Annotated in this window: 16 protein-coding genes; 15 read left to right on the forward strand and 1 reads right to left on the reverse strand. The window is 67.8% G+C overall.

The features are described from left to right. Window positions 1-147 precede the first annotated feature (147 nt). The 12 genes from rplK to tuf all read left to right on the forward strand — a co-directional run bounded on the left by rplK (window position 148) and on the right by tuf (window position 18,600). Window positions 148-579 (forward strand): 50S ribosomal protein L11, encoded by a 432-nt coding sequence (rplK, locus tag CFK41_RS04490; RefSeq protein WP_096798590.1) that lies wholly within the window; start codon window positions 148-150, stop codon window positions 577-579. A 4-nt stretch (window positions 580-583) separates the two neighbouring features. Next, window positions 584-1,303 (forward strand): 50S ribosomal protein L1, encoded by a 720-nt coding sequence (rplA, locus tag CFK41_RS04495; RefSeq protein WP_096798591.1) that lies wholly within the window; start codon window positions 584-586, stop codon window positions 1,301-1,303. A gap of 308 nt (window positions 1,304-1,611) precedes the next feature. Then, on the forward strand, window positions 1,612-2,472 hold the full coding sequence (locus CFK41_RS04500; RefSeq protein WP_151904675.1) for a serine/threonine-protein kinase: 861 nt from the start codon (window positions 1,612-1,614) through the stop codon (window positions 2,470-2,472). A gap of 309 nt (window positions 2,473-2,781) precedes the next feature. Beyond that, window positions 2,782-3,300 carry a 50S ribosomal protein L10 gene (gene rplJ / locus CFK41_RS04505; protein ID WP_096798593.1) on the forward strand — a complete coding sequence of 173 codons (519 nt, stop codon included), beginning with the start codon at window positions 2,782-2,784 and terminating at the stop codon, window positions 3,298-3,300. Between the two features lie 144 nt (window positions 3,301-3,444). After that, window positions 3,445-3,834, forward strand: a complete 390-nt coding sequence (gene rplL, locus CFK41_RS04510; protein WP_096798594.1) for a 50S ribosomal protein L7/L12 — start codon at window positions 3,445-3,447, stop codon at window positions 3,832-3,834. Window positions 3,835-4,432: 598 nt separating this feature from the next. Next, window positions 4,433-7,921 (forward strand): DNA-directed RNA polymerase subunit beta, encoded by a 3,489-nt coding sequence (gene rpoB / locus CFK41_RS04515; protein ID WP_096798595.1) that lies wholly within the window; start codon window positions 4,433-4,435, stop codon window positions 7,919-7,921. 115 nt (window positions 7,922-8,036) lie between these two features. Then, window positions 8,037-11,921, forward strand: a complete 3,885-nt coding sequence (locus CFK41_RS04520; RefSeq protein ID WP_096798596.1) for a DNA-directed RNA polymerase subunit beta' — start codon at window positions 8,037-8,039, stop codon at window positions 11,919-11,921. A 490-nt stretch (window positions 11,922-12,411) separates the two neighbouring features. Continuing rightward, the gene (locus CFK41_RS04525; protein WP_096798597.1) at window positions 12,412-13,695 is read left to right on the forward strand and encodes a resuscitation-promoting factor; all 1,284 of its coding nucleotides are present in this window, start codon (window positions 12,412-12,414) and stop codon (window positions 13,693-13,695) included. A 505-nt stretch (window positions 13,696-14,200) separates the two neighbouring features. Continuing rightward, complete coding sequence (gene rpsL / locus CFK41_RS04530) at window positions 14,201-14,575, forward strand: 30S ribosomal protein S12 (RefSeq protein ID WP_096798598.1); 375 nt, start codon at window positions 14,201-14,203, stop codon at window positions 14,573-14,575. Next, window positions 14,575-15,045 (forward strand): 30S ribosomal protein S7, encoded by a 471-nt coding sequence (gene rpsG, locus CFK41_RS04535; RefSeq protein ID WP_096798599.1) that lies wholly within the window; start codon window positions 14,575-14,577, stop codon window positions 15,043-15,045. Before rpsL ends, rpsG begins: the two co-directional genes overlap by 1 nt. A gap of 91 nt (window positions 15,046-15,136) precedes the next feature. Further along, window positions 15,137-17,284: an elongation factor G gene (gene fusA, locus CFK41_RS04540; RefSeq protein ID WP_096798600.1), complete on the forward strand. Its 2,148-nt coding sequence runs from the start codon at window positions 15,137-15,139 to the stop codon at window positions 17,282-17,284. Window positions 17,285-17,412: 128 nt separating this feature from the next. Then, entirely contained in the window at window positions 17,413-18,600 is a 1,188-nt protein-coding gene (gene tuf / locus CFK41_RS04545; RefSeq protein WP_096798601.1) for an elongation factor Tu, read from the forward strand. Between the two features lie 438 nt (window positions 18,601-19,038). On the opposite strand, the gene CFK41_RS04550 is transcribed toward tuf, so the two are convergent. Beyond that, window positions 19,039-19,896: a general stress protein gene (locus CFK41_RS04550; RefSeq protein ID WP_096798602.1), complete on the reverse strand. Its 858-nt coding sequence runs from the start codon at window positions 19,894-19,896 to the stop codon at window positions 19,039-19,041. 176 nt (window positions 19,897-20,072) lie between these two features. Between CFK41_RS04550 and ngcE the strand changes: the two genes are divergently transcribed. The 3 genes from ngcE to CFK41_RS04565 are packed head-to-tail and all read left to right on the forward strand — an operon-like array spanning window position 20,073 to window position 23,418. Next, a complete protein-coding gene (gene ngcE / locus CFK41_RS04555; RefSeq protein ID WP_096798603.1) occupies window positions 20,073-21,539 on the forward strand; it encodes an N-acetylglucosamine/diacetylchitobiose ABC transporter substrate-binding protein in 1,467 nt (488 codons plus the stop codon). Beyond that, a complete protein-coding gene (locus tag CFK41_RS04560) occupies window positions 21,536-22,510 on the forward strand; it encodes a carbohydrate ABC transporter permease (protein WP_096798604.1) in 975 nt (324 codons plus the stop codon). The genes ngcE and CFK41_RS04560 overlap by 4 nt, the downstream gene beginning before the upstream one ends. Further along, a complete protein-coding gene (locus tag CFK41_RS04565) occupies window positions 22,507-23,418 on the forward strand; it encodes a carbohydrate ABC transporter permease (protein WP_096798605.1) in 912 nt (303 codons plus the stop codon). Before CFK41_RS04560 ends, CFK41_RS04565 begins: the two co-directional genes overlap by 4 nt. Window positions 23,419-23,600 lie beyond the last annotated feature (182 nt).

A 23,600-nucleotide genomic window follows, 5' to 3' on the forward strand; every position in this document is an offset into this window, starting at 1 on the left:
GATCACCCCCGATTCCGGTCGACGCCGCCGCGACGTGCAGGTAACGTCGCACCCCGGACCTGTTCCCGCCGTGCGCGGGCCCGGGTCCTGCAGTGGGAGGAGCGCGTGATGAGCTCCGCCCGGACCACACCACAGTAAGGAAGAGCAATGGCTCCCAAGAAGAAGATCGCGAGCGTCATCAAGCTCCAGATCCAGGCCGGCCAGGCCACCCCTGCGCCGCCCGTGGGTCCCGCGCTCGGCGCTGCCGGCGTGAACATGATGGAGTTCGTGAAGGCCTACAACGATCGCACCGCGGACATGCGCGGCAACATCGTCCCGGTCGAGATCACGGTCTACGAGGATCGCTCGTTCACCTTCATCACGAAGACCCCGCCGGCCGCAGAGCTCATCAAGAAGGCCGCCGGCCTCCAGAAGGGCTCCGCCGTCCCGCACACCGACAAGGTCGGCAAGATCACCCAGGCACAGGTCCGCGAGATCGCGGAGACCAAGATGCCTGATCTGAACGCGAACGACATGGATGCCGCGGCGAAGATCGTCGAGGGCACCGCTCGTTCCATGGGCATCACGGTGGAGGGCTGACGACATGGGTTTCCGTAGCAAGGCATACAAGAACGGTGCGGCCCTGATCGAGGCCGGCCGTGCATACTCCCCGCTCGACGCGCTGCGTCTGGCGCAGAAGTCCTCCCCCGCGAAGTTCGATGCCTCGGTCGAGGTCTCGATGCGCCTGGGCGTGGATCCCCGCAAGGCGGACCAGATGGTGCGCGGCACCGTCAACCTGCCCAACGGCACCGGCAAGACCGCCCGCGTCATCGTCTTCGCGACCGGTGCGCAGGCCGACGCCGCCCGCGAGGCCGGCGCCGACGAGGTCGGCGACGACGACCTGATCGAGAAGGTCGCCGGCGGCTGGACCGACTTCGACGCGGCCGTGGCCACGCCGAACCTCATGGGCAAGGTGGGCAAGCTGGGCCGCGTGCTCGGCCCCCGCGGCCTCATGCCGAACCCCAAGACCGGCACCGTCACCATGGACGTGACCAAGGCCGTCTCGGACATAAAGGGCGGCAAGATCGAGTTCCGCACCGACCGTGCAGCCAACCTGCACTACATCGTCGGCAAGGTCTCGTTCTCCGACACCAATCTGGTCGAGAACTACGTCGCCGCGCTCGATGAGATCCTGCGTCTCAAGCCGTCCTCCTCGAAGGGCCGCTACATCGAGAAGATCACCGTGTCCACCACCATGGGCCCGGGCATCCCGGTCGACGTGAACCGTACGCGCAACCTCCTCGAGGACACCGACGAGGCCTGAGCCTCCCGGCCCCCAGAGGGTGCATCACGACGCCCCGTCCACCATCCGGTGGGCGGGGCGTCGTCATGCTCAGGGCGTGCGGTGCGGTGCCGGGGCTCCAGCCGGAGCGTGCCCCTGCCTGGTGCCCCGCTGTTGTGCGCTGTGCTTCCAGCTCTGGAAGCACAGCGCACAGTCGCGTCCCCGGGGCGGGGATGTCGCACAATCTTGTCCCCGGGGCGGGACTCTGAAGGGCACGCGTCCGGAGGGTGAGGTTCCGGACCATCGGGGTTCCGGGCGTGCGGCGCGGCGCCGGCGGCTACGGTGAGCCGGTGACCGATCTCCTCGAGCTGACCCGCACCGACCTGACCGCGGAGGAGCTCGTGGTGTCCGCGGGGGAGATCCTCGCCCGGTACGACCACCTCACCCAGGACTCGGGGAACGTCTCCTGGCTGGTGAGGACCCCAGGGGCGGATCTCTTCGTCAAGACGGCAGGGACCCGGGCGCCGACGCCCGCCGGAGCGGCTGTCCCGTATCTCGACCACGCCGGTCGCCTCGGGCTGCTGCGCTCCGCCGTGGAGATCGCGCGCAGCGTCGACCACCCTGTCCTCGCCCGGCTGCGCACCGTGATCGAGACGGCCGACGGCCCCGCCCTCGTCTACGACCGGGCGCCCGGCGAGCTGGTCGGAGCGCCCTCCGCGCAGCGTGCGGATCCGACGTCGACGTACCGACGTTTCGCCGCAGCCACGGAGGAGCTCAGGCTGGCGGTCTTCGATCAGCTGCTCGATGCCCATGTCGCCCTGGAATCCGCCGGATGGGTGGCCTGCGATCTGTACGACGGGTGCCTCATGGTCGACCTGGCCACAGGGCATCTGACCCTGATCGATCTCGACACCTACCGGCGCGGCGCCTCCACCAACGAGATGGGCCGAATGTTCGGCGCGAGCAGGTTCATGGCTCCCGAGGAGTTCGAGCTGGGCGCTCCGCTGGATGCGCGCACCACCGTGTTCACCCTCGGCCGGATGGTGCGACATTTCGGGACCGGCCTGAGCGAGGACCTCGCGGACTTCTGCGGGGGAGCGGAGACCGCCGAGGTCATCGAGCGAGCGACGTGTCCGGCACGGGCGGAGCGCTTCGGCACCGTCCGCGAGCTCGCCACGGCGTGGACCGCGAGCCGATCCTCGATGCGGTGAGGCGCGCCGGGTGAGGATCTGAGCGATGTGACGCAGAACGCCGCCCGCGCCATGGCGCCATCGCACCGCTCTGGTCTACTCTGGACCTACCGAAGACCGCCGGTCGTCGTCCTCGACCTCGAGGATGATCGAAGAAATCCCTCCGGGATGGCCTGCGCAGGTGAAGAAGCGACCCTCGTACGGTCGTGCCCGTCCGGCCCTGGCCGGTGCGGCTCCCGTGCGATCGAGGCCTCGACACTTGCGTGTCGAGGCCTTTTCCGTTCCTGGGACGCCTTCACCCGGTGGCGAGAGACCTCTGGAAGGAGGGCCATGGCGAACCCCGAAAAGGTCGACGCCGTCGCCGAGATCGTGGACCTGTTCCGCGATTCCGACGCCGCCGTCATCACCGAGTATCGCGGGCTCAGCGTGGGGGAGCTCAAGGAGCTCCGCCGCTCGCTGGGTTCCGAGACGACCTACGCCGTGGTGAAGAACACGCTCACGGAGATCGCCGCCCGCGAGGCCGGCATCGACGTGTTCGACGGCACGCTCAGCGGGCCGACCGCTATCGCCTTCATCAAGGGCGAGCCGGTGGAGCCTGCGAAGGCTCTGCGTGACTTCGCCAAGACCCACGAGAACCTCGTGGTCAAGTCCGGCTACTTCGAGGGCAAGCTGCTCTCGAAGGAGGACGTCCAGAAGCTCGCGGACCTCGAGTCCCGCGAGGTCCTGCTGGCCAAGGCAGCCGGCGCCATGAAGGCGTCGATGTCCAAGGCCGCCGCAGTGTTTGCGGCGCCGCTGTCCAAGACGGCGCGCACCGTGGACGCGCTGCGGGCAAAGCAGGAGGCCGCCTGAGCCTCGGCTCACGGCTTCCGCACCACAGCCTCAGCGCTGTCCCCCGACGGCTCCCCATGGAGCGGTCGGACCGAAAGACCTGGCGCGCATGCGCCGCCTGACACCGCAGGGACGCAGGTCCCACCAACAGGAAGGATTGCCACCATGGCAAAGCTCAGCAACGACGAGCTCATCGAAGCTTTCAAGGAGATGTCCCTCATCGAGCTCTCTGAGTTCGTGAAGACGTTCGAGGACGTCTTCGACGTCACCGCCGCCGCCCCCGTGGCCGTGGCTGCTGCCGGTGGCGCTGCCGCCGGTGGCGAGGCCGCCGCCGAGGAGGAGAAGGATGAGTTCGACGTCATCCTCGAGTCCGCCGGTTCCGCGAAGATCGCCGTCATCAAGGAGGTGCGCGGCCTCACCTCCCTCGGTCTGAAGGAGGCCAAGGCGCTCGTCGACGAGGCCCCCAAGGCCGTCCTCGAGGGTGTCAAGAAGGACGACGCCGAGGCTGCCAAGGCGAAGCTCGAGGAGGCCGGCGCGACCGTCTCCGTCAAGTGATCTCCGGCGCACGCTGAGGCGCGCGCCTGATCCGACGGCAGTCGCACTGCTCCTGAAGGGCCGTCCCGCATCTGCGGGGCGGCCCTTCTGCATGCCCGGGAACGGGAGCCGCTCGCGAGGACGCGGGCGCCGCCGCCTGCGCCGGGTCGCCGTGCGGCCCGGGGCGCATCGGGGCTCCGGCGCTGCCAGCGCCGCTGAAGACGCCGGCGCAGAAATCACGGATCTGCCTCTGACGTGCCGCGACACACCGGGGGAGGGGCCGCCTACTTGACTCACGGAGCATTTCCCACCATCCTTCTGTGCGTACGGAGCTGTTCCTGTCGCAGGTTCCCGGTGTGAAGTCCCCGCCGGGCCGGTCGAGTCAGACAGGCAGGAGAGCCCGGGAGAACACCCGCGCCAGGCATATAGCGGCCGACGCGGATGGGCTGGTCGCCCCCGCGGCCCTTGCGCCCATCCGCGATTTCTTGTATGCTCGTTCCTTGCGCCGTGTGCCTCCCGTCGGATCTGCCGCACCGTTCTTCATCGGACCTGCTCCACTGCCCTGATGGGTCGTTCACCGCGCCTGGGATTCCGTCATCGGCCTGTGGAAGGACCCCCCTTGGCTGCCTCGAGCACCGATCGCACCACTGACATCGCACTTCGCACCGCTTCGCCTCGCGTCACCTTCGCGAAGCTCGGCGACCCCATCGAGGTCCCGGATCTGCTGAGTCTGCAGACCACCTCGTTCGACTGGCTGCTCGGGAACGAGCGCTGGCAGGAGCGTGCCTCTGAGGCCGCCGCCGCCGGTCGTGAGGACGTCCCGCAGACCTCCGGTCTCGCGGACATCCTCGAGGAGATCTCCCCGATCGAGGACTTCGCCGGCAACATGTCGCTGTCCTTCCGCGACCACACCTTCGACGACCCGAAGTACACGGTCGACGAGTGCAAGGACAAGGACCTCACCTACGCCGCTCCGCTGTACGTCATCGCGGAGTTCATGAACAACGAGACCGGTGAGATCAAGACCCAGACGGTCTTCATGGGCGAGTTCCCGCTCATGACCGACAAGGGCACGTTCATCATCAACGGCACCGAGCGTGTCGTCGTCTCGCAGCTGGTCCGCTCCCCGGGCGTGTACTTCGAGGAGTCCATCGACAAGACCAGCGACAAGCACATCTTCTCGACCAAGGTCATCCCCTCGCGCGGTGCCTGGCTCGAGTTCGAGGTCGACAAGCGCGACCAGGTCGGCGTCCGCATCGACCGCAAGCGCAAGCAGTCCGTCACGACCCTGCTGCAGGCGCTCGGCATGTCGCACAGCGACATCCTCGAGGAGTTCGGCGAGTTCGAGTCGATGCGCTCCACGCTCGAGAAGGACCGCATCGCGTCCCAGGACGAGGCGCTCATCGACATCTACCGCAAGCAGCGTCCGGGCGAGCCGCCCACGCGCGATGCGGGCGAGGCGATGCTGAACAACCTCTACTTCAACGCCAAGCGCTACGACCTGGCGAAGGTCGGCCGCTACAAGATCGACAAGAAGCTCGGCCTGGACGGCAGCCTCTCGGAGTCGACCCTGCGCCTGCAGGACATCGTCGCCTCCATCAAGTACATCGTCGCGCTGCACGACGGCGTCACCGAGTACACGAGCGCCGACGACAAGCCGGTCCGCGTCGAGACCGACGACATCGACCACTTCGGCAACCGTCGCATCCGCGCGGTGGGCGAGCTGATCCAGAACCAGGTCCGCACCGGCCTGTCCCGCATGGAGCGCGTCGTCCGCGAGCGCATGACCACGCAGGACGTCGAGGCGATCACGCCGCTGACCCTGATCAACATCCGCCCCGTCACCGCTGCGATCAAGGAGTTCTTCGGAACCTCCCAGCTCTCGCAGTTCATGGATCAGAACAACCCGCTCTCGGGTCTGACCCACAAGCGCCGTCTCTCGGCGCTCGGCCCGGGCGGCCTCTCCCGCGACCGCGCCGGCATGGAGGTCCGCGACGTCCACCCGTCGCACTACGGCCGCATGTGCCCGATCGAGACCCCTGAGGGTCCGAACATCGGTCTGATCGGCTCGCTGGCGACCTTCGCCCGGATCAACCCGTTCGGGTTCATCGAGACCCCGTACCGCAAGGTCGTCGACGGCCACGTCACCGATGAGGTCGTCTACCTCACCGCGGATGACGAGGACCGCCACATCATCGCCCAGGCGAACGCCAAGATCGATGAGCAGGGACGCTTCCTCGAGGAGGAGGTCCTCGTGCGCCTCCCCGGCGGCGAGCCCGACCTGGTCGTCGTCGCGGACGTGGACTACATGGACGTCTCCGCACGTCAGATGGTCTCCGTCGCCACCGCGATGATCCCCTTCCTCGAGCACGACGACGCCAACCGTGCGCTCATGGGCTCGAACATGCAGCGCCAGGCCGTGCCGCTGCTCCGTTCCGAGATGCCGCTGGTCGGCACCGGCATGGAGCGTCGCGCCGCGGTCGACGCCGGCGATGTCGTGGTCTCCCAGAAGGCCGGTGTCATCGAGGAGCTCTCCGCGGACCTCATCGTGGTGATGGCCGACGACGGCACTCGTCAGACCTACCCGATCGGGAAGTTCCAGCGCTCCAACGCCGGCAACTCCTACAACCAGCGCGTGCTGTTCGACGAGGGCGACCGCGTCGAGGCCGGCTCGATCCTGGCCGACGGTCCCTCGACCGACCAGGGCGAGCTGTCCATCGGCAAGAACCTGCTGGTCGCCTTCATGTCGTGGGAGGGCCACAACTACGAGGACGGCATCATCCTGTCCTCGCGGATGGTCCAGGACGACGTCCTCACCTCGATCCACATCGAGGAGCACGAGGTCGACGCCCGCGACACCAAGCTCGGCAAGGAGGAGATCACCCGGGACATCCCGAACGTCGGCGACGACGTGCTGGCCGATCTCGACGAGCGCGGCATCATCCGCATCGGCGCCGAGGTCGAGCCGGGCGACATCCTGGTCGGCAAGGTCACCCCCAAGGGCGAGACCGAGCTGACCCCGGAGGAGCGCCTGCTGCGCGCGATCTTCGGCGAGAAGGCCCGTGAGGTGCGCGACACCTCGCTGCGCGTCCCCCACGGCGAGACCGGCACCGTCATCGGCGTCCAGGTCTTCAACGACGACGAGGACGGGGACATCCTGCCCACCGGCGTCAACGAGATGGTCCGCGTCTACGTGGCTCAGAAGCGAAAGATCACCGACGGCGACAAGCTCGCCGGCCGTCACGGCAACAAGGGCGTCATCGCGAAGATCCTGCCGGTCGAGGACATGCCGTTCCTGGAGGACGGCACCCCGATCGACATCATCCTGAACCCGATGGGCGTGCCCGGCCGAATGAACATCGGCCAGGTCATGGAGACCCACCTCGGATGGGTCGCCAAGGCCGGCTGGGACCTCGATCCCGCCGACCCGACCGCTGCGGACCTGCCCGCCTCGGCGCTGCACGGCGAGCCCGGCACGCCGGTCGCCGTCCCGGTCTTCGACGGCCTCACCGCCGACGAGGTCACCGGCCTGATCGCCAACCACCGCCCCAACCGGGACGGCGAGCGGATGATCAAGGAGAACGGCAAGGCGCGCCTGTTCGACGGCCGCTCCGGCGAGCCGTTCCCGGCACCGATCTCCGTGGGCTACATGTACATGCTCAAGCTCCACCACCTGGTGGACGACAAGCTGCACGCCCGCTCCACCGGTCCGTACTCGATGATCACGCAGCAGCCGCTGGGCGGTAAGGCCCAGTTCGGCGGCCAGCGCTTCGGCGAGATGGAGGTGTGGGCCCTGGAGGCGTACGGCGCCGCCTACGCCCTGCAGGAGCTGCTCACCATCAAGTCCGATGACATCGCCGGCCGCGTGAAGGTCTACGAGGCGATCGTCAAGGGCGAGAACATCCCCGAGCCCGGCATCCCGGAGTCCTTCCGCGTTCTCCTCAAGGAGATGCAGTCGCTGTGCCTGAACGTGGAGGTGCTGTCCAGCGACGGCACCGCACAGGAGGTCCAGGAGAGCGACGAGGAGGTCTTCCGCGCCGCGGAGGAGCTCGGCATCGACCTGTCCCGCCGGCCCCACGAGGGCGTCGGCTCCATCGAAGAGGTCTGACGGACGGGGGTCCGGGACGACGGTCCCAGCGCATCGGCGCTGAGCATCGTCCCGGCCCCGCCCTCGACCCCCCGTTCCCTCAGACACCAGACTTCCGATCGAGAGAAGGACACCTGTGATCGACGTCAACACCTTCGACGAGCTGCGCATCGGCCTCGCCACCGCCGACGACATCCGCGGCTGGTCCCACGGCGAGGTCAAGAAGCCGGAGACCATCAACTACCGCACCCTGAAGCCCGAGATGGACGGCCTCTTCTGCGAGCGCATCTTCGGCCCCACCCGGGACTGGGAGTGCTACTGCGGCAAGTACAAGCGCGTGCGCTTCAAGGGCATCATCTGCGAGCGCTGCGGCGTGGAGGTCACCAAGTCCTCCGTGCGTCGTGAGCGCATGGGACACGTGGAGCTCGCCGCTCCCGTGACCCACATCTGGTACTTCAAGGGCGTGCCCAGCCGCCTGGGCTACCTGCTGGACCTGGCCCCGAAGGATCTCGAGAAGATCATCTACTTCGCGGCCTACATGGTCACCTACGTGGACGAGCAGGCTCGCCACGACGACATGCCCGATCTGCAGGCGCGCTTCGACCTCGAGGTCAAGGAGCTCGAGAACGAGCGCGACTCCGCGATCAACGATCGTGCGCTCTCGGCGGAGAAGGACCTCGCCCAGCTCGAGGAGGAGGGTGCCAAGGCCGACGCGAAGCGCAAGGTCCGCGACTCCGGTGAGCGCGAGCAGGCTCAGATCCGCAAGAAGTACGACGCGGAGATCGACCGCATCACCCGCATCTGGGAGCGCTTCAAGTCCCTCAAGGTCGCCGACCTCGAGGGTGACGAGCAGCTCTACCGTGCGATGAAGCTGCGCTACGGCACCTACTTCGAGGGCGGCATGGGCGCCGAGGCGCTCCAGCGCCGGCTCCAGGACTTCGACCTCGAGGCCGAGTCCGTGCTGCTGCGCGAGATCATCGCGACCGGCAAGGGGCAGAAGAAGGCCCGTGCGCTCAAGCGCCTCAAGGTCGTCTCCGCCTTCCTCACCACCACCAACTCGCCCGTCGGCATGGTGCTGGACGCCGTCCCGGTCATCCCGCCGGACCTGCGTCCGATGGTGCAGCTGGACGGCGGTCGCTTCGCGACCTCCGATCTCAACGATCTGTACCGTCGCGTGATCAACCGCAACAACCGCCTCAAGCGTCTGCTGGATCTCGGTGCGCCCGAGATCATCGTGAACAACGAGAAGCGGATGCTGCAGGAGTCGGTCGACTCGCTGTTCGACAACGGCCGTCGCGGCCGTCCGGTCACCGGACCGGGCAACCGCCCGCTGAAGTCGCTCTCCGACATGCTCAAGGGCAAGCAGGGGCGCTTCCGTCAGAACCTGCTGGGCAAGCGCGTGGACTACTCCGCCCGCTCCGTGATCGTCAACGGCCCGCAGCTGAACCTGCACCAGTGCGGTCTGCCCAAGGGCATGGCGCTGGAGCTGTTCAAGCCCTTCGTCATGAAGCGCCTGGTCGAGCTGAGCCACGCTCAGAACGTCAAGGCCGCCAAGCGGATGGTCGAGCGTGCACGCCCCGAGGTGTGGGACGTCCTCGAAGAGGTCATCACCGAGCACCCGGTGCTGCTGAACCGTGCGCCCACCCTGCACCGTCTGGGCATCCAGGCGTTCGAGCCGCAGCTCGTCGAGGGCAAGGCCATCCATCTGCACCCGCTCGTCTGCGCCGCGTTCAACGCGGACTTCGACGGCGACCAGATGGCCGTGCACCTGCCCCTGTCGGCAGAGGCGCAGGCCGAGGCCCGCATCCTGATGCTGTCCAGCAACAACATCCTCAAGCCGTCCGACGGCCGCCCCGTGACCATGCCCGCACAGGACATGATCATCGGTCTGTACCACCTGACGACGGTGCGCGAGGGCCTGGCCGGCGACGGCCGGCACTTCTCCTCCGTGGCCGAGGCCATCATGGCCTTCGACCGCGGCGAGCTGGACCTGAACGCCCCGGCGTCGATCCGCTTCGACGACATCGCCCCGCCGAGCGACTGGGAGGCCCCGGAGGGCTGGACCGAGGGCGATCCGATCGTCCTGTCCACCACCCTCGGCGCGGTGTACTTCAACGAGACGCTGCCCGTCGACTACCCGTTCGTGCAGGGCCAGGTCGGCAAGAAGCGCCTCGGCGGCATCGTCAACGCTCTCGCCGAGCGCTACGACAAGGGCCAGGTCGCGGCGTCCCTCGACGCTCTGAAGACCTACGGCTTCTCGTGGTCCACCCGGTCGGGCGCGTCCTTCGCGCTGTCCGACGTGGTGGTCCCGCCCGGCAAGGCCGAGATCATCGCGAAGTTCGAGGCCAAGGCCGCTCAGGTGCAGGAGAACCGTGACCTCGGTCTGGTCTCCGAGCTCGAGCGCAACGCCGAGCTGATCGACATCTGGACCGAGGCGACCAACGAGGTCGACGCGGCCATGCGCGAGAACTTCGAGTCGACCAACGCGATCTTCCGCATGGTCCACTCGGGCGCTCGAGGCAACTGGATGCAGATCCGCCAGATCGCCGGCATGCGCGGCCTGGTGACCAACCCGAAGGGCGAGATCATCCCGCGCCCGATCCTCTCCAACTACAAGGAGGGGCTCTCGGTCCTGGAGTACTTCATCGCCTCGCACGGCTCCCGCAAGGGCCTGGCGGACACCGCGCTGAAGACCGCCCAGTCGGGGTACCTGACCCGTCGTCTCGTGGACGTCTCGCAGGACGTCATCGTCCGCGAGGACAACTGCGGCACCACCAAGGGCCTGGTCCTGCCGATCGCGGTCGAGGAGGGCGGCGTGCTGCGCGCTCACGAGCACGCGGAGTCCACGGTGTACGGGCGCGTCCTGGCCACCGCGGCCATCGGCGCCGACGGCACCGAGGCGGCGCCGGCCGGCACCGAGCTCGGCGACGTCCTCATCGAGCAGCTCGTCGAGGCGGGTGTGCGCGAGGCGAAGATCCGCTCCGTGCTGACCTGCGACTCGGCGGTGGGCACCTGCGCCCAGTGCTACGGCAAGTCGCTCGCGACCGGCCAGCTGGTCGACATCGGCGAGGCCGTCGGCATCGTCGCGGCCCAGTCGATCGGTGAGCCCGGCACCCAGCTGACCATGCGTACCTTCCACTCCGGTGGTGTGGCGAGCGCGGACGGCGACATCACCCACGGTCTGCCCCGTATCCAGGAGCTCTTCGAGGCGCGCACCCCGGCCGGCTTCGCGCCGATCTCGGACTTCGCGGGTCGCGTGGAGATCGAGGAGAACGACAAGCAGCGTCGGATCACGGTCACCCCGGACGACGGCTCGGAGCCGGTGGCCTACACCGTCTCCAAGCGCGTCACGCTCCTGATCGCCGACGGCGACCACCTCGAGGTCGGCCAGCAGCTGACCCAGGGCTCGGTCGACCCGAAGCAGGTCCTGCGCATCCTCGGCCCGCGGGCCGTGCAGCAGCACCTGGTGGACGAGGTGCAGAAGGTCTACATCAGCCAGGGTGTGGACATCCACGCCAAGCACATCGAGGTCATCGTGCGCCAGATGCTCCGTCGCGTGACGGTCATCGAGTCCGGTGACACCGGTCTGCTGCCCGGCGACTTCGCCGAGCGCGTGAACTTCGAGCGGGAGAACCGTCGGGTCCTCTCCGAGGGCGGTCAGCCGGCCTCGGGTCGTCCGGAGCTCATGGGCATCACCAAGGCGTCGCTCGCGACCGAGTCGTGGCTCTCGGCGGCCTCCTTCCAGGAGACCACCCGCGTGCTCACCGAGGCCGCCCTGAACCGCAAGAGCGATCAGCTCATGGGGCTCAAGGAGAACGTCATCATCGGCAAGCTCATCCCGGCGGGCACCGGCCTGTCGCGGTTCCGCCACATCGCGGTCGAGCCCACCGACGAGGCCAAGGCCCAGATGTACCAGGTGCCCGGCTACGACGAGCTGGACTTCTCGGGCTTCGGCCAGACCGGTGCCGTCAACCTCGACGACATCGACTACGCGGACCCGTTCCGCACCGATTTCCGCTGATCCGGAACCGCCCCTGAGGCGGTGACGGACCGGATGACGCCGCAGGGCGGTCCCACCACGGTGGGGCCGCCCTGCGGCGTTCTGCGTCGCGCCGGGACGGGGGAGGGGAGCGGGCTGCGGGGCGGGTGGCGCGGCGGTCCGGGCGTCGGGCCGCGGCGGTGCCCCTGCGCGGCCGACGAGCGGCCGGCGGCACCTGTGGGGCAGGTCGCTCCGGCGGCCGCTCAGAGGCCCGTCGGGGTGACCTGACCGACGCCGATGTTCACGAGAGGGTAAAGACCTCCTGGGTGCTTCTTCAAGGTCTGGCCCGTCCCCTTACGGAGGAGTGCGGATCAGGAAACCATGGCTGCAGGCAGTTCCCACACGTCCTATCCTGCCGCGCCCCCTCGAGGCGTCGCGAGTGTGCCGGAGCTGCAGACCCCGTCCTGCGGGGTTCGATGCTCAGGGAACGAAACGACTCGCCGCATGCACGCGGCAGGAAACAGGTGGACCAGTGAAGAAGACCCCGTGGATCATCGGAGCGGCGACCCTCTGCGTCGTCGCCGTCGGAGGCGGCGGCACCGCCTTCGCGATGTCGAGCGAGGCGAAGATCAACGTGTACGGCGAGGACTCCTCCGTGCGCATCTTCTCGCAGCCCACCGTCGCCGACCTGCTCTCGGACCAGGGCATCGAGCTCCAGGAGTCCGACCTGGTCCTCCCCGGCCTCGACGCCGTGGTCACCGACGGCATGGACATCCAGGTCATCCAGCGCACCCCGGTCACCGTGACGGTGGACGGCGTCGCCAAGGAGCTCCTCACCACCGGTGACACCGTCGCCGATGCGCTCGAGGAGGCCGAGTACAAGGCCGAGGGCGCGGCGATCACCCCGGCCCCCGAGACCAGCCTCGAGGACGCCGAGGGCGAAGTCGAGGTCGTCACGCGCAAGACGGTCACCTTCGTGGGCCAGTACGGCCAGGACACCTTCGAGGTCAACGCGCTGACCGTCGGCGAGGCGATGGACAAGGTCCTCGGCGACGTCAAGGACACCGACAAGGCCGACGTCCCCCGCGACACCATCCTCGAGGACGGCGCCACCCACACCGTCAAGCGCGTCCGCGAGTCCGAGCGCAAGGAGACCGAGAAGGTCCCGTTCGAGACGAAGACCGTCAAGGACGACTCCCTGTTCGAGGGCACCACGAAGACCACCACCGAGGGCAAGAACGGCTCGGTCGAGAAGGTCTACGCGGAGACCACCGTCGACGGCAAGGTCTCGAAGTCCGAGCTCGTCTCCGAGAAGGTCACCGAGAAGCCGGTCACCGAGGTCGTCGCCGAGGGCACCAAGGAGAAGCCGAAGCCGGAGCCCAAGCCGGAGCCGCGCGAGACCTCCTCGAAGTCGACCCGCAGCACGGATCGCGACTCCTCCGACTCGAGCTCCTCCGATTCCGAGTCGTCGAAGTCCAGCTCGTCCGACTCGAAGTCCTCCGACTCGAGCTCGTCCGATTCCTCCAAGGAGTCGAGCTCGAGCGCGCCGGCGGCGCCGTCGGCCCCCTCCGGTTCGGTCTGGGACCGTCTCGCCCAGTGCGAGTCCGGTGGCAACTGGTCCATCAACACCGGCAACGGCTACTACGGCGGCATCCAGTTCGACCGCGGCACCTGGCTCGCCTACGGCGGCGACAAGTACGCGCCGACCGCGAACCTCGCCACCCGCGAGCAGCAGATCGACATCGCCAAGAAGGTCCAGGCCAACCAGGGTTGGGGCGCCTGGCCGTCCTGCACCTCGCAGCTCGGCATCCGCTGAGGTCCTCGGACCGATCGGTCATCGATCACTCCACGAGCGCGTCGCCCATGGGCGGCGCGCTCGTCTCATCCTGCCTGTACCGCGTCCGGGCGCTTCCGAGCAACTTCGTGGACACAGGGCGACATGTGATCTGCGTCGGAACCGGGAGGAAGCTTTGACCGCGTCCGGCGCACCTCAGTAGACTCAAGGTGCGTCCGGAGTGCCCTCTGGTCGTGACCCGGGACTGACCCGCGGACCTTTCGGGGCTGCGGGGGATGTCCCCCGCGAGGAGCGGATCCTCGCGGCGTGCCCGAATACGAGACGGCGGCCGGCCCGGCCTCCCGATCGTGGGCACCGATCACGGTCCTCCAGGACGTCCGTCAGGTGCCATCACCTGTCGGGCGGGTCGATCCGCAGTGCTCCCCGGGCCGGGGGAGCGGCGCGTCGGGTCGCCGGCCGTGAGAACGGCCGAAGATGTCGATCCAGCGATGCGAACAGCATCGATGGCCGAACAGGAAGAGAAGCTGTGCCCACTATTCAGCAGTTGGTGCGCAAGGGGAGGAACGCGAAGTCGTCCGCCTCGAAGACGCCCGCGCTCAAGGGTTCGCCCCAGCGCCGCGGTGTCTGCACGCGCGTCTACACCCAGACCCCCAAGAAGCCGAACTCCGCGCTGCGCAAGATCGCGCGTGTGAAGCTGTCGACCGGCGTCGAGGTGACCGCCTACATCCCCGGCGAGGGCCACAACCTCCAGGAGCACTCCATCGTGCTCGTCCGCGGCGGTCGTGTGAAGGACCTGCCCGGCGTGCGCTACAAGATCGTGCGTGGCGCTCTTGACACCCAGTCCGTCAAGGGTCGCCAGCAGGCCCGCTCCCGCTACGGCGCCAAGAAGGAGAAGAAGTAATGCCTCGTAAGGGCCCCGCTCCCAAGCGCCAGCTCGTCGTCGACCCGGTCTTCGGCTCGCCGATCGTCACGCAGCTCATCAACAAGATCCTCCTGGACGGCAAGAAGACCGTCGCCGAGGGCATCGTCTACGGCGCGCTCGAGGGCGCCCGTGAGAAGAACGGCCAGGACCCGGTCGTCACCCTGAAGAAGGCGCTGGACAACATCCGTCCGTCGCTCGAGGTCCGCTCCCGCCGCGTCGGCGGTGCGACCTACCAGGTCCCGATCGAGGTCAAGCCCGGCCGTGCCACCACCCTGGCGCTGCGCTGGCTGGTCAGCTACGCCCGTGCGCGTCGCGAGAACACCATGACCGAGCGTCTGATGAACGAGATCCTGGACGCCTCCAACGGCCTCGGCGCCGCTGTCAAGCGTCGCGAGGACACCCACAAGATGGCCGAGTCCAACCGGGCCTTCGCTCACTACCGCTGGTGAGTCCACGGTGGGGTCCACCCTCGCGGGTGGACCCCACCGAGCGCCCTCCGGCAGCTCCACCAGCATCCGTTCTCCAGAAAGGCACAAGCCCGTGGCACTCGAAGTGCTCAGCGACCTGAACAAGGTCCGCAACATCGGCATCATGGCTCACATCGATGCCGGCAAGACCACCACGACCGAGCGCATCCTCTTCTACACCGGCGTGAACTACAAGATGGGCGAGACCCACGACGGCGCCGGGACGATGGACTGGATGGAGCAGGAGAAGGAGCGCGGCATCACGATCACGTCGGCCGCGACGACCTGCTACTGGCACGACAACCAGATCAACATCATCGACACCCCCGGGCACGTCGACTTCACCGTCGAGGTGGAGCGTTCGCTCCGCGTGCTCGACGGCGCCGTCGCCGTGTTCGACGGCAAGGAGGGCGTCGAGCCCCAGTCGGAGACCGTCTGGCGCCAGGCCGACAAGTACGAGGTCCCGCGCATCTGCTTCGTCAACAAGATGGACAAGCTGGGCGCCGACTTCTTCTTCACCGTCAAGACGATCGTCGATCGCCTCGGCGCGAAGCCGCTGGTCATGCAGGTTCCGATCGGCGCAGAGAACGACTTCCGCGGCATCATCGACCTCGTCGAGATGAAGGCCTACGACTGGCCCGAGACTCTCGAGGAGGACATGGCGGCGATCAACTCCAAGAAGGGTGACCCCTCGCTCGGCCAGTGGCAGCGCGAGATCCCGATCCCCGAGGATCTGGCGGACACCGTCGAGGAGTACCGCAACAAGCTCGTCGAGGACGTCGCCGAGAGCTCCGAGGAGCTCATGGAGAAGTACCTCGAGGAGGGCGACCTCACCGTCGACGAGCTCAAGGCCGGCATCCGGTCCATGACCGTCAACTCGGAGGCCTACCCCGTCTTCTGCGGCACCGCCTTCAAGAACAAGGGCGTCCAGCCCATGCTCAACGGCGTCATCGACTACCTCCCCTCGCCCCTCGACGTGCCGCCGATGATCGGCCACGACGTCAAGGACGAGGAGAAGGAGCTCACCCGCAAGCCCGACTGGGACGAGCCCTTCTCGGCTCTCGCCTTCAAGGTCGCCGCGCACCCGTTCTTCGGGTCGCTGACCTACGTGCGCGTCTACTCCGGTCAGGTGCAGCAGGGCATGCAGATCCTGAACGCCACCACCGGCAAGAAGGAGCGCGTCGGCAAGCTGTTCCAGATGCACTCCAACAAGGAGAACCCGGTGGAGGAGGCCTTCGCGGGCCACATCTACGCGTTCATCGGCCTCAAGGACACCACCACCGGTGACACCCTCTGCGATCCGGCGAACCCGATCCAGCTGGAGTCCATGAGCTTCCCGGAGCCGGTCATCTCGGTGGCCATCGAGCCCAAGACCAAGGGCGACCAGGAGAAGCTGGGTGTGGCCATCCAGAAGCTCGCCAAGGAGGATCCCACCTTCCAGGTGCAGCTCGACGAGGAGACCGGCCAGACCGTCATCCGCGGCATGGGCGAGCTCCACCTCGACATCCTCGTGGACCGCATGCGTCGCGAGTTCAACGTCGAGGCCAACATCGGCAAGCCGCAGGTGGCCTACCGCGAGACGATCAAGCGGACGGTGGAGAAGTTCGACTTCACCCACAAGAAGCAGACCGGTGGCTCCGGCCAGTTCGCCAAGGTGCAGATCACCTTCGGCCCGCTGACCGACGCCGAGGACGGCGTGTTCTACGAGTTCGAGAACAAGGTCACCGGCGGTCGCATCCCGCGCGAGTACATCCCGAGCATCGATGCGGGCATCCAGGACGCCCTTCAGGGCGGCATCATGGCCGGTTACCCGGTCGTGAACGTCAAGGCCTCTCTCCTGGACGGCGCCTACCACGACGTCGACTCCTCGGAGATGGCCTTCAAGATCGCCGGCTCCATGGCGGCCAAGGAGGCCCTGCGCAAGGCGCAGCCGGTCCTCCTCGAGCCCCTCATGGACGTCGAGGTCCGTACTCCGGAGGAGTACATGGGAGATGTCATCGGCGACCTGAACTCCCGGCGAGGTCAGGTCCAGTCGATGGAGGACGCGAGCGGGGTCAAGATCGTCCGTGCTCTCGTCCCGCTGTCCGAGATGTTCGGGTACGTCGGCGACCTGCGGTCCAAGACCCAGGGTCGCGCGATGTACACGATGCAGTTCGACAGCTACGCGGAGGTCCCCGGCAGCATTGCTGAGGAGATCGTCGCGAAGACCCGGGGCGAGTGAGAAGTAGGGGGAACAGGTAGGCTCCTTCTCCTGTTCCCCCGCTCTTCCATCGGACCTCCCTCTCACACGGAGGGGATCCGATCCCGATCCAGAAGTACCACGATTAGAAGTCCTAGGAGGACACCATCATGGCGAAGGCCAAGTTCGAGCGGACCAAGCCGCACGTCAACATCGGCACCATCGGTCACGTCGACCACGGCAAGACCACGCTGAGCGCTGCGATCTCGAAGGTTCTGTACGACAAGTTCCCCGAGGTCAACCAGAAGCGTGACTTCGACACGATCGACAACGCGCCCGAGGAGAAGCAGCGCGGCATCACGATCAACGTCTCGCACATCGAGTACGAGACCGACAAGCGCCACTACGCGCACGTCGACGCCCCCGGCCACGCCGACTACGTGAAGAACATGATCACCGGCGCCGCTCAGATGGACGGCGCGATCCTCGTGGTCGCCGCCACCGACGGCCCGATGGCTCAGACCCGTGAGCACGTGCTGCTCGCCAAGCAGGTCGGCGTTCCCTACCTGCTCGCCGCTCTCAACAAGTCCGACATGGTCGACGACGAGGAGATCCTCGAGCTCGTCGAGATGGAGGTCCGCGAGATGCTGGGCGCTCAGGGCTTCGACGAGGACGCACCGGTCATCCAGGTGTCCGCTCTCAAGGCGCTCGAGGGCGACGAGAAGTGGGTCAAGAAGGTCGAAGAGCTCATGGAGGCCGTCGACGAGAACATCCCGGACCCGGTCCGCGATCTCGATCAGCCCTTCCTGATGCCCATCGAGGACGTCTTCACGATCCAGGGTCGTGGCACCGTCGTCACCGGCAAGGTCGACCGCGGCAAGCTCGCGATCAACTCCGAGGTCGAGATCCTGGGCATCCGCGATCCCCAGAAGACGATCGTCACCGGTATCGAGATGTTCCACAAGCAGATGGACGAGGCGTGGGCCGGCGAGAACTGCGGTCTGCTGCTGCGTGGCACCAAGCGTGAGGACGTCGAGCGCGGCCAGGTCGTGGCCAAGCCCGGCACCATCACCCCCCACACCAACTTCGAGGCGCAGGTCTACATCCTGTCCAAGGACGAGGGTGGCCGCCACAACCCGTTCTACTCGAACTACCGTCCGCAGTTCTACTTCCGGACCACCGACGTCACCGGCGTCATCACGCTGCCCGAGGGCACCGAGATGGTCATGCCCGGCGACAACACCGAGATGACGGTCGAGCTGATCCAGCCCATCGCCATGGAGGAGGGCCTCGGCTTCGCCATCCGTGAGGGTGGCCGCACCGTGGGCTCCGGCCGCGTCACCAAGATCACCAAGTGATCGAGGCGGGGGAGACCCCGCAGCGGTGAGGCTCTCGCACCCCGAGAGCTGAACAGCGGAAGAAGGCCCCGCACCGGGATGACCGGTGCGGGGCCTTCTCGCTGCCTGGGGGAGCCGGTGGCTGGAGCTGTCGGGGAGGGGAGCGGAGTCGCCTGCGGGGCTCGGCTGCTGCGGGGCTCGGCTGCTGCTGAGCTCGAATGCTGCTGGGCTCGACGGAGGGGCTCGACAGCGCGGCTGGTCTGCGGGCTCGTCCGCGTGGCTGGCCTGCGGGGCAGGCATGACGGGCTCGCCTGCGCGGCCCATGACGACGGCAGGCACCGCACCCGGGGCGATGAGAACCCTGGTGACGAGAAGAGCCCCGCACAGGCGTCGATCCTGTGCGGGGCTCCGAGGTCGGCGGTCGCAGGTCGTCGAGAGCGCCCCGCGCGGCGCGCCGGATCAGCGGGCGCCGTCGCCGCCCGGTCGCTGATCCTCGGGTGCGCGCTCGTCCTGGGGACGCGGTGCGGGGGAGGGCTGTTCGGGGGAGGAGCTCGACGAGGCGTCCTCGCGCAGCGGCGACCCGGCCGGCATGCCGAAGCTCGGCCGGCTGCTGCGCGGCGGGGTCGACGGGTCCGAGGTCGGCGCCGACTGGCCGTAGCTGGGCCGGGACGGCGAGCCGGCCGACGGGGCGGCGGGTGTCCCGTAGGCGACGGGTGCCTGCGGCCGCGACCGGTCGTCGACGGGGCCGGATCCGAACGGGGCGTGAGGAGCGGGCGTGCTGTGCGGGCCCTCGGGCATCGGTGCTCGCGCCGGGGTGGGCGCCGCACCGGACTCGGCGAGGATCTGCTGTGCCTGGGCGGCGTGCTTGTGCTCGACCAGCAGCTCGTACTGCATCGGGATGGTGGCCGTCATCGAGGTGAAGTCCCTCCGGCCGCCGCTCATCGCGTACCCGATCACCGAGGAGACGGTGAAGAACACGATGCCCAGCACGACGCTCGTGAGGATCACGGTGAGGTTCCCGGGGGAGAGCAGGAGCAGCAGGAGCCCCAGGAACAGGCCCATCCAGAGCCCGGAGAGGGCGCCCTGGGAGATCACCTTGGGCCAGGTGCGGCGTCCGGTGACGCGCTCCATGAGCTTGAGGTCCGTGCCCACGATGAGCGTGCTCTGCACGGGGAACTGCCTGTCCGCCAGGGTGTCGACGACCGACTGCACCTCCTGGTACGTGCTGTACACGCCGAGGGAGCGGGGGTACTCGAGATGGTAGAGGCGCGCCGTCAGCGGAGAGGCGGAGCGCGGCGACTGCGGCGGCTGGGTCATGGCCCCTACGGTAGAGCAGTCGTGGGAGAAGAACCTGGACCCCGCCCGGACGTCAGGTGGGCGCGGGAGGTAACGATTCGTGACTCGCCCGAACGAATGGACAGGACGTGCGTCGGTCGCGTACTAGTGTCCGTATCAGCACTCGTATTCGACGACGAACAACGATTGAGGACACCATGGATCCACAGCACGATCCCCTGCTCGAGACCCCCCTGGACCGACTGGGCTCCTCCCGGCGCCGCTTCCTCTCCCTCGCCTCGCTCGGCACCGGTGCGGTGGCGCTCAGCGCCTGCGCCACCGGTGGCGGCGGCGGTGACGAGGGCAGCAGCGATGGCGGCGGCGGTGCGGTCGCCGAGGGCGGCGGCGAGGTCAGCGATGACAACCCCTTCGGCCTCGAGGCCGATTCGACCGTCGACGTGGTCATCTTCAACGGCGGCTACGGCGACCAGTACGCCAAGGATGCCGGCGAGGAGTTCCAGAAGCTCTACCCGGAGGCGACGGCGAAGGTCTCCTCGACGGTGAACATCCAGTCCGATCTCCAGCCTCGCTTCATCGGCGGTGATCCGCCCGATCTCTTCGACAACTCCGGCGCCCAGTCCATGAACGCCAGCGCCCTCATCTCCGAGGGCAGCCTCGCCGAGCTCGGTGCTCTCATCGATGCACCCTCGCTCGACGGAGGCACCATCGGCGATTCGCTGCTCCCGGGCGTCCTGGTCCCAGGCACCTACTCCGGCAAGCTGTACGCGCTGAACTACATGTACACGGTGTTCGCGCTGTGGTACTCGGCCAAGCAGTTCGAGGAGAAGGGCTGGAAGGCTCCGGCCACCTGGGACGACGTCATGACCATCGGCGAGGCCGCCAAGAAGGAGGACCTCGCACTGTTCGCCTGGGGCGGCCAGAACGCGGCCGACTACTACCACGAGCTCGCCCTGTCGATGGCGATCAAGGAGGGCGGCCCCGAGGTCGCCAAGGCCCTGGACACCCTCGACGCGGGTGCCTACGAGCAGCCCACCGTGGTCGATGCCTTCGCCGCGATCGAGGAGGCCGTCAAGGCCGGGTACTTCCTCTCCGGCGGCGCCGGCATCAAGCACACCGAGGCCCAGACGGAGTGGGTCACCGGCAGCGCCGTCTTGTACCCCTCGGGCTCGTGGATCGAGAACGAGCAGCGCAGCACCACCCCGGAGGACTACGCCATGACCGGCGTGGCCACCCCGATGCTCTCCGACGCGGCGGCGATGGGGGCCGGGGCCATCCACGGCGCCGCGGGCGAGCCGTTCATGGTGCCCAGCAAGGCGGCCAACGGCGCCGGCGGCCTGGAGTTCCTGCGCGTGATGCTGTCCAAGGCCCAGTGCGAGAACTTCTCGAAGCTGACCTCGTCGATGACCATCGTGAAGGACACGATCCCCGAGGACGGCTTCGGGTCGACCGCGCTCTCCTCGGTGAGCTCGATGATCGACACGGCGGGGGAGGACGTCTTCACCTTCAACTTCTCCGACTGGTACGGGATGGGCGAGACCTTCAAGCCGCTGTGGGCCGAGTTCCTCAACGGCGACGTCACCGCCGACGAGGCCCGTGAGCGCTCGCAGAAGGCGGTCGACACGATCCGCGAGGACGACAGCATCGAGAAGTTCGACGTCGAATGATGGCTGCAGTCCCCACGGCCGCTCCCCCGGAGAGCGCACCGCGCTCCCGGGGGAGGCGGGCCCGTCTCACCCCGTCCCGCCTCGTGTTCTTCGCCCTCTTCCTGGGCGTACCGATGCTGATCTACGTCGTGTTCGTGGTCTCGCCGTTCCTGCAGGCCTTCTACTACTCGCTGACCGACTGGCGCGGCCTGGCGCGAGCTCCGCAGTTCATCGGCCTGGGCAACTACGTCACGCTCTTCCAGGACGAGGTCTTCCTCAAGGCGCTGCGCAACAACCTGATCCTCATGGTCGTGCTGCCCACGGTCACGATCACGCTGTCCTTCGCCCTGGCCATCCTGGTCACGGTCGGCGGGGACACCCGCGGCGCGATCCGCGGCATCCGCGGCGCGACCATCTTCCGGGTCGTGAGCTTCTTCCCGTACGTGATCCCGGCCGTGGTGATCGGCATCCTGTTCGCCTTCGTCTACTCACCCAACGGCGGCCTGCTCAACGGGCTGCTCGGTCTGGTGGGCCTGGACATCCAGATCGGCTGGCTGGGTGACCGGCGCTTCGCCCTGGCGGCGATCATCGTCGCGGTGGTCTGGTCGCTGGTGGGCTTCTACATGGTGCTCTTCGTCGCCGCGATCAAGTCGATCCCCTCCGAGGTGGTCGAGGCGGCCCGCATCGACGGTGCCGGGCGATTCCGGCTGTCCGTCGCGGTGATCCTCCCGATGGTGCGGGAGAACGTCTCCACCGCCGCGGTGTACATGGGGATCATGGCGCTGGACATGTTCGTGTACGTCAACGTCATGACGCCCAACGGCGGCCTCGGCAAGAGCACCGAGGTCGTCTCCCGGTACCTGTACCAGACCGCGTTCAGCGAGTCCCGCTTCGGGCTGGCCTCGGCGATGGGCGTGGTCATGGCCCTGATCACGATGCTGATGGCCGTCCTGGTGCTGTTCGGGACCCGGCAGAGGAAGGAGGAGCGATGAGCACCGGCCTCGAGCACTCCACCCCCGCTCCGGAGCGATCCGCCTCCAGGAAGGTCGCCCCGCGCCGCCAGGGCGGACGGACCGGCGACCGGGTCTTCTCGATCGTCGCCCAGGTGATCCTCACGATCTGGGCGTTGGCGGTGCTGCTCCCGCTGCTGTGGACCGTGTTCAGCTCGTTCAAGACCTCCGGCGAGATCCTCTCCTCGCCGTTCTCGATGCCCGCGGAGTGGAGCTTCAAGAACTTCGCCACCGCCTGGACCGAGGCGGGCATCGGCCGCTTCTTCGGCAACACCGTGGTGGTGGTGGGCGGGGCCCTGCTCCTGGTCATGCTGCTCGGGGCGATGTGCGCCTACGTGCTGGCCAGGTACGAGTTCCCGGGCCGGAGGATCATCTACTACTCGCTGATCGCCGGCCTCACCTTCCCGCTGTTCCTCGCCGTGGTGCCGCTCTTCTTCATCATGGAGTCGCTGCACATCCGCGGCACGTACATCGGGCTGATCCTGGCCTACGTCGGCTTCGCGCTGCCGTTCACGGTCTTCTTCCTCTACGCCTTCTTCCGGCAGCTCCCGGAGGAGATCGGCGAGGCGGCGGCGATCGACGGTGCCGGGGATTTCCGGACGTTCTTCCAGGTGATGCTGCCGATGGCGGGTCCGGGAATGGCCAGCGTCACGATCTTCAACTTCCTGGGTCTGTGGAACCAGTTCCTGATCCCGATCGTGCTGAACACGGACCGCGACAAGTACGTGCTCGCGCAGGGTCTGGCGAACATGCAGGCGCAGCAGGGCTACGACTCGGACTGGGGTGCCATGTTCGCCTCCGTCACGATCACGATCCTCCCGGTGCTGGTGGTCTACATGATCTTCCAGCGCCAGCTGCAGGGCGGGATCGGACCGAGCACCAACAAGTGAACGGTCGGCGGTCAGCAGGCCACCGTGGAGCACCATGGCCCGGACGCCGACTCGGCGTCCGGGCCCTGGTCTGCGGAACCGGGCCCCGGCGGCGCCCGCCCGTGTGACCCGGTGCACCTGCCTGCACCTTGTGGGAGGCGTCAGCCTTCTGGCAGACTGTTCAAGTTGTCTGCGCGGGCCGA

The organism is Brachybacterium ginsengisoli, assembly GCF_002407065.1.
In the GTDB taxonomy this organism is placed as follows: domain Bacteria; phylum Actinomycetota; class Actinomycetes; order Actinomycetales; family Dermabacteraceae; genus Brachybacterium; species Brachybacterium ginsengisoli.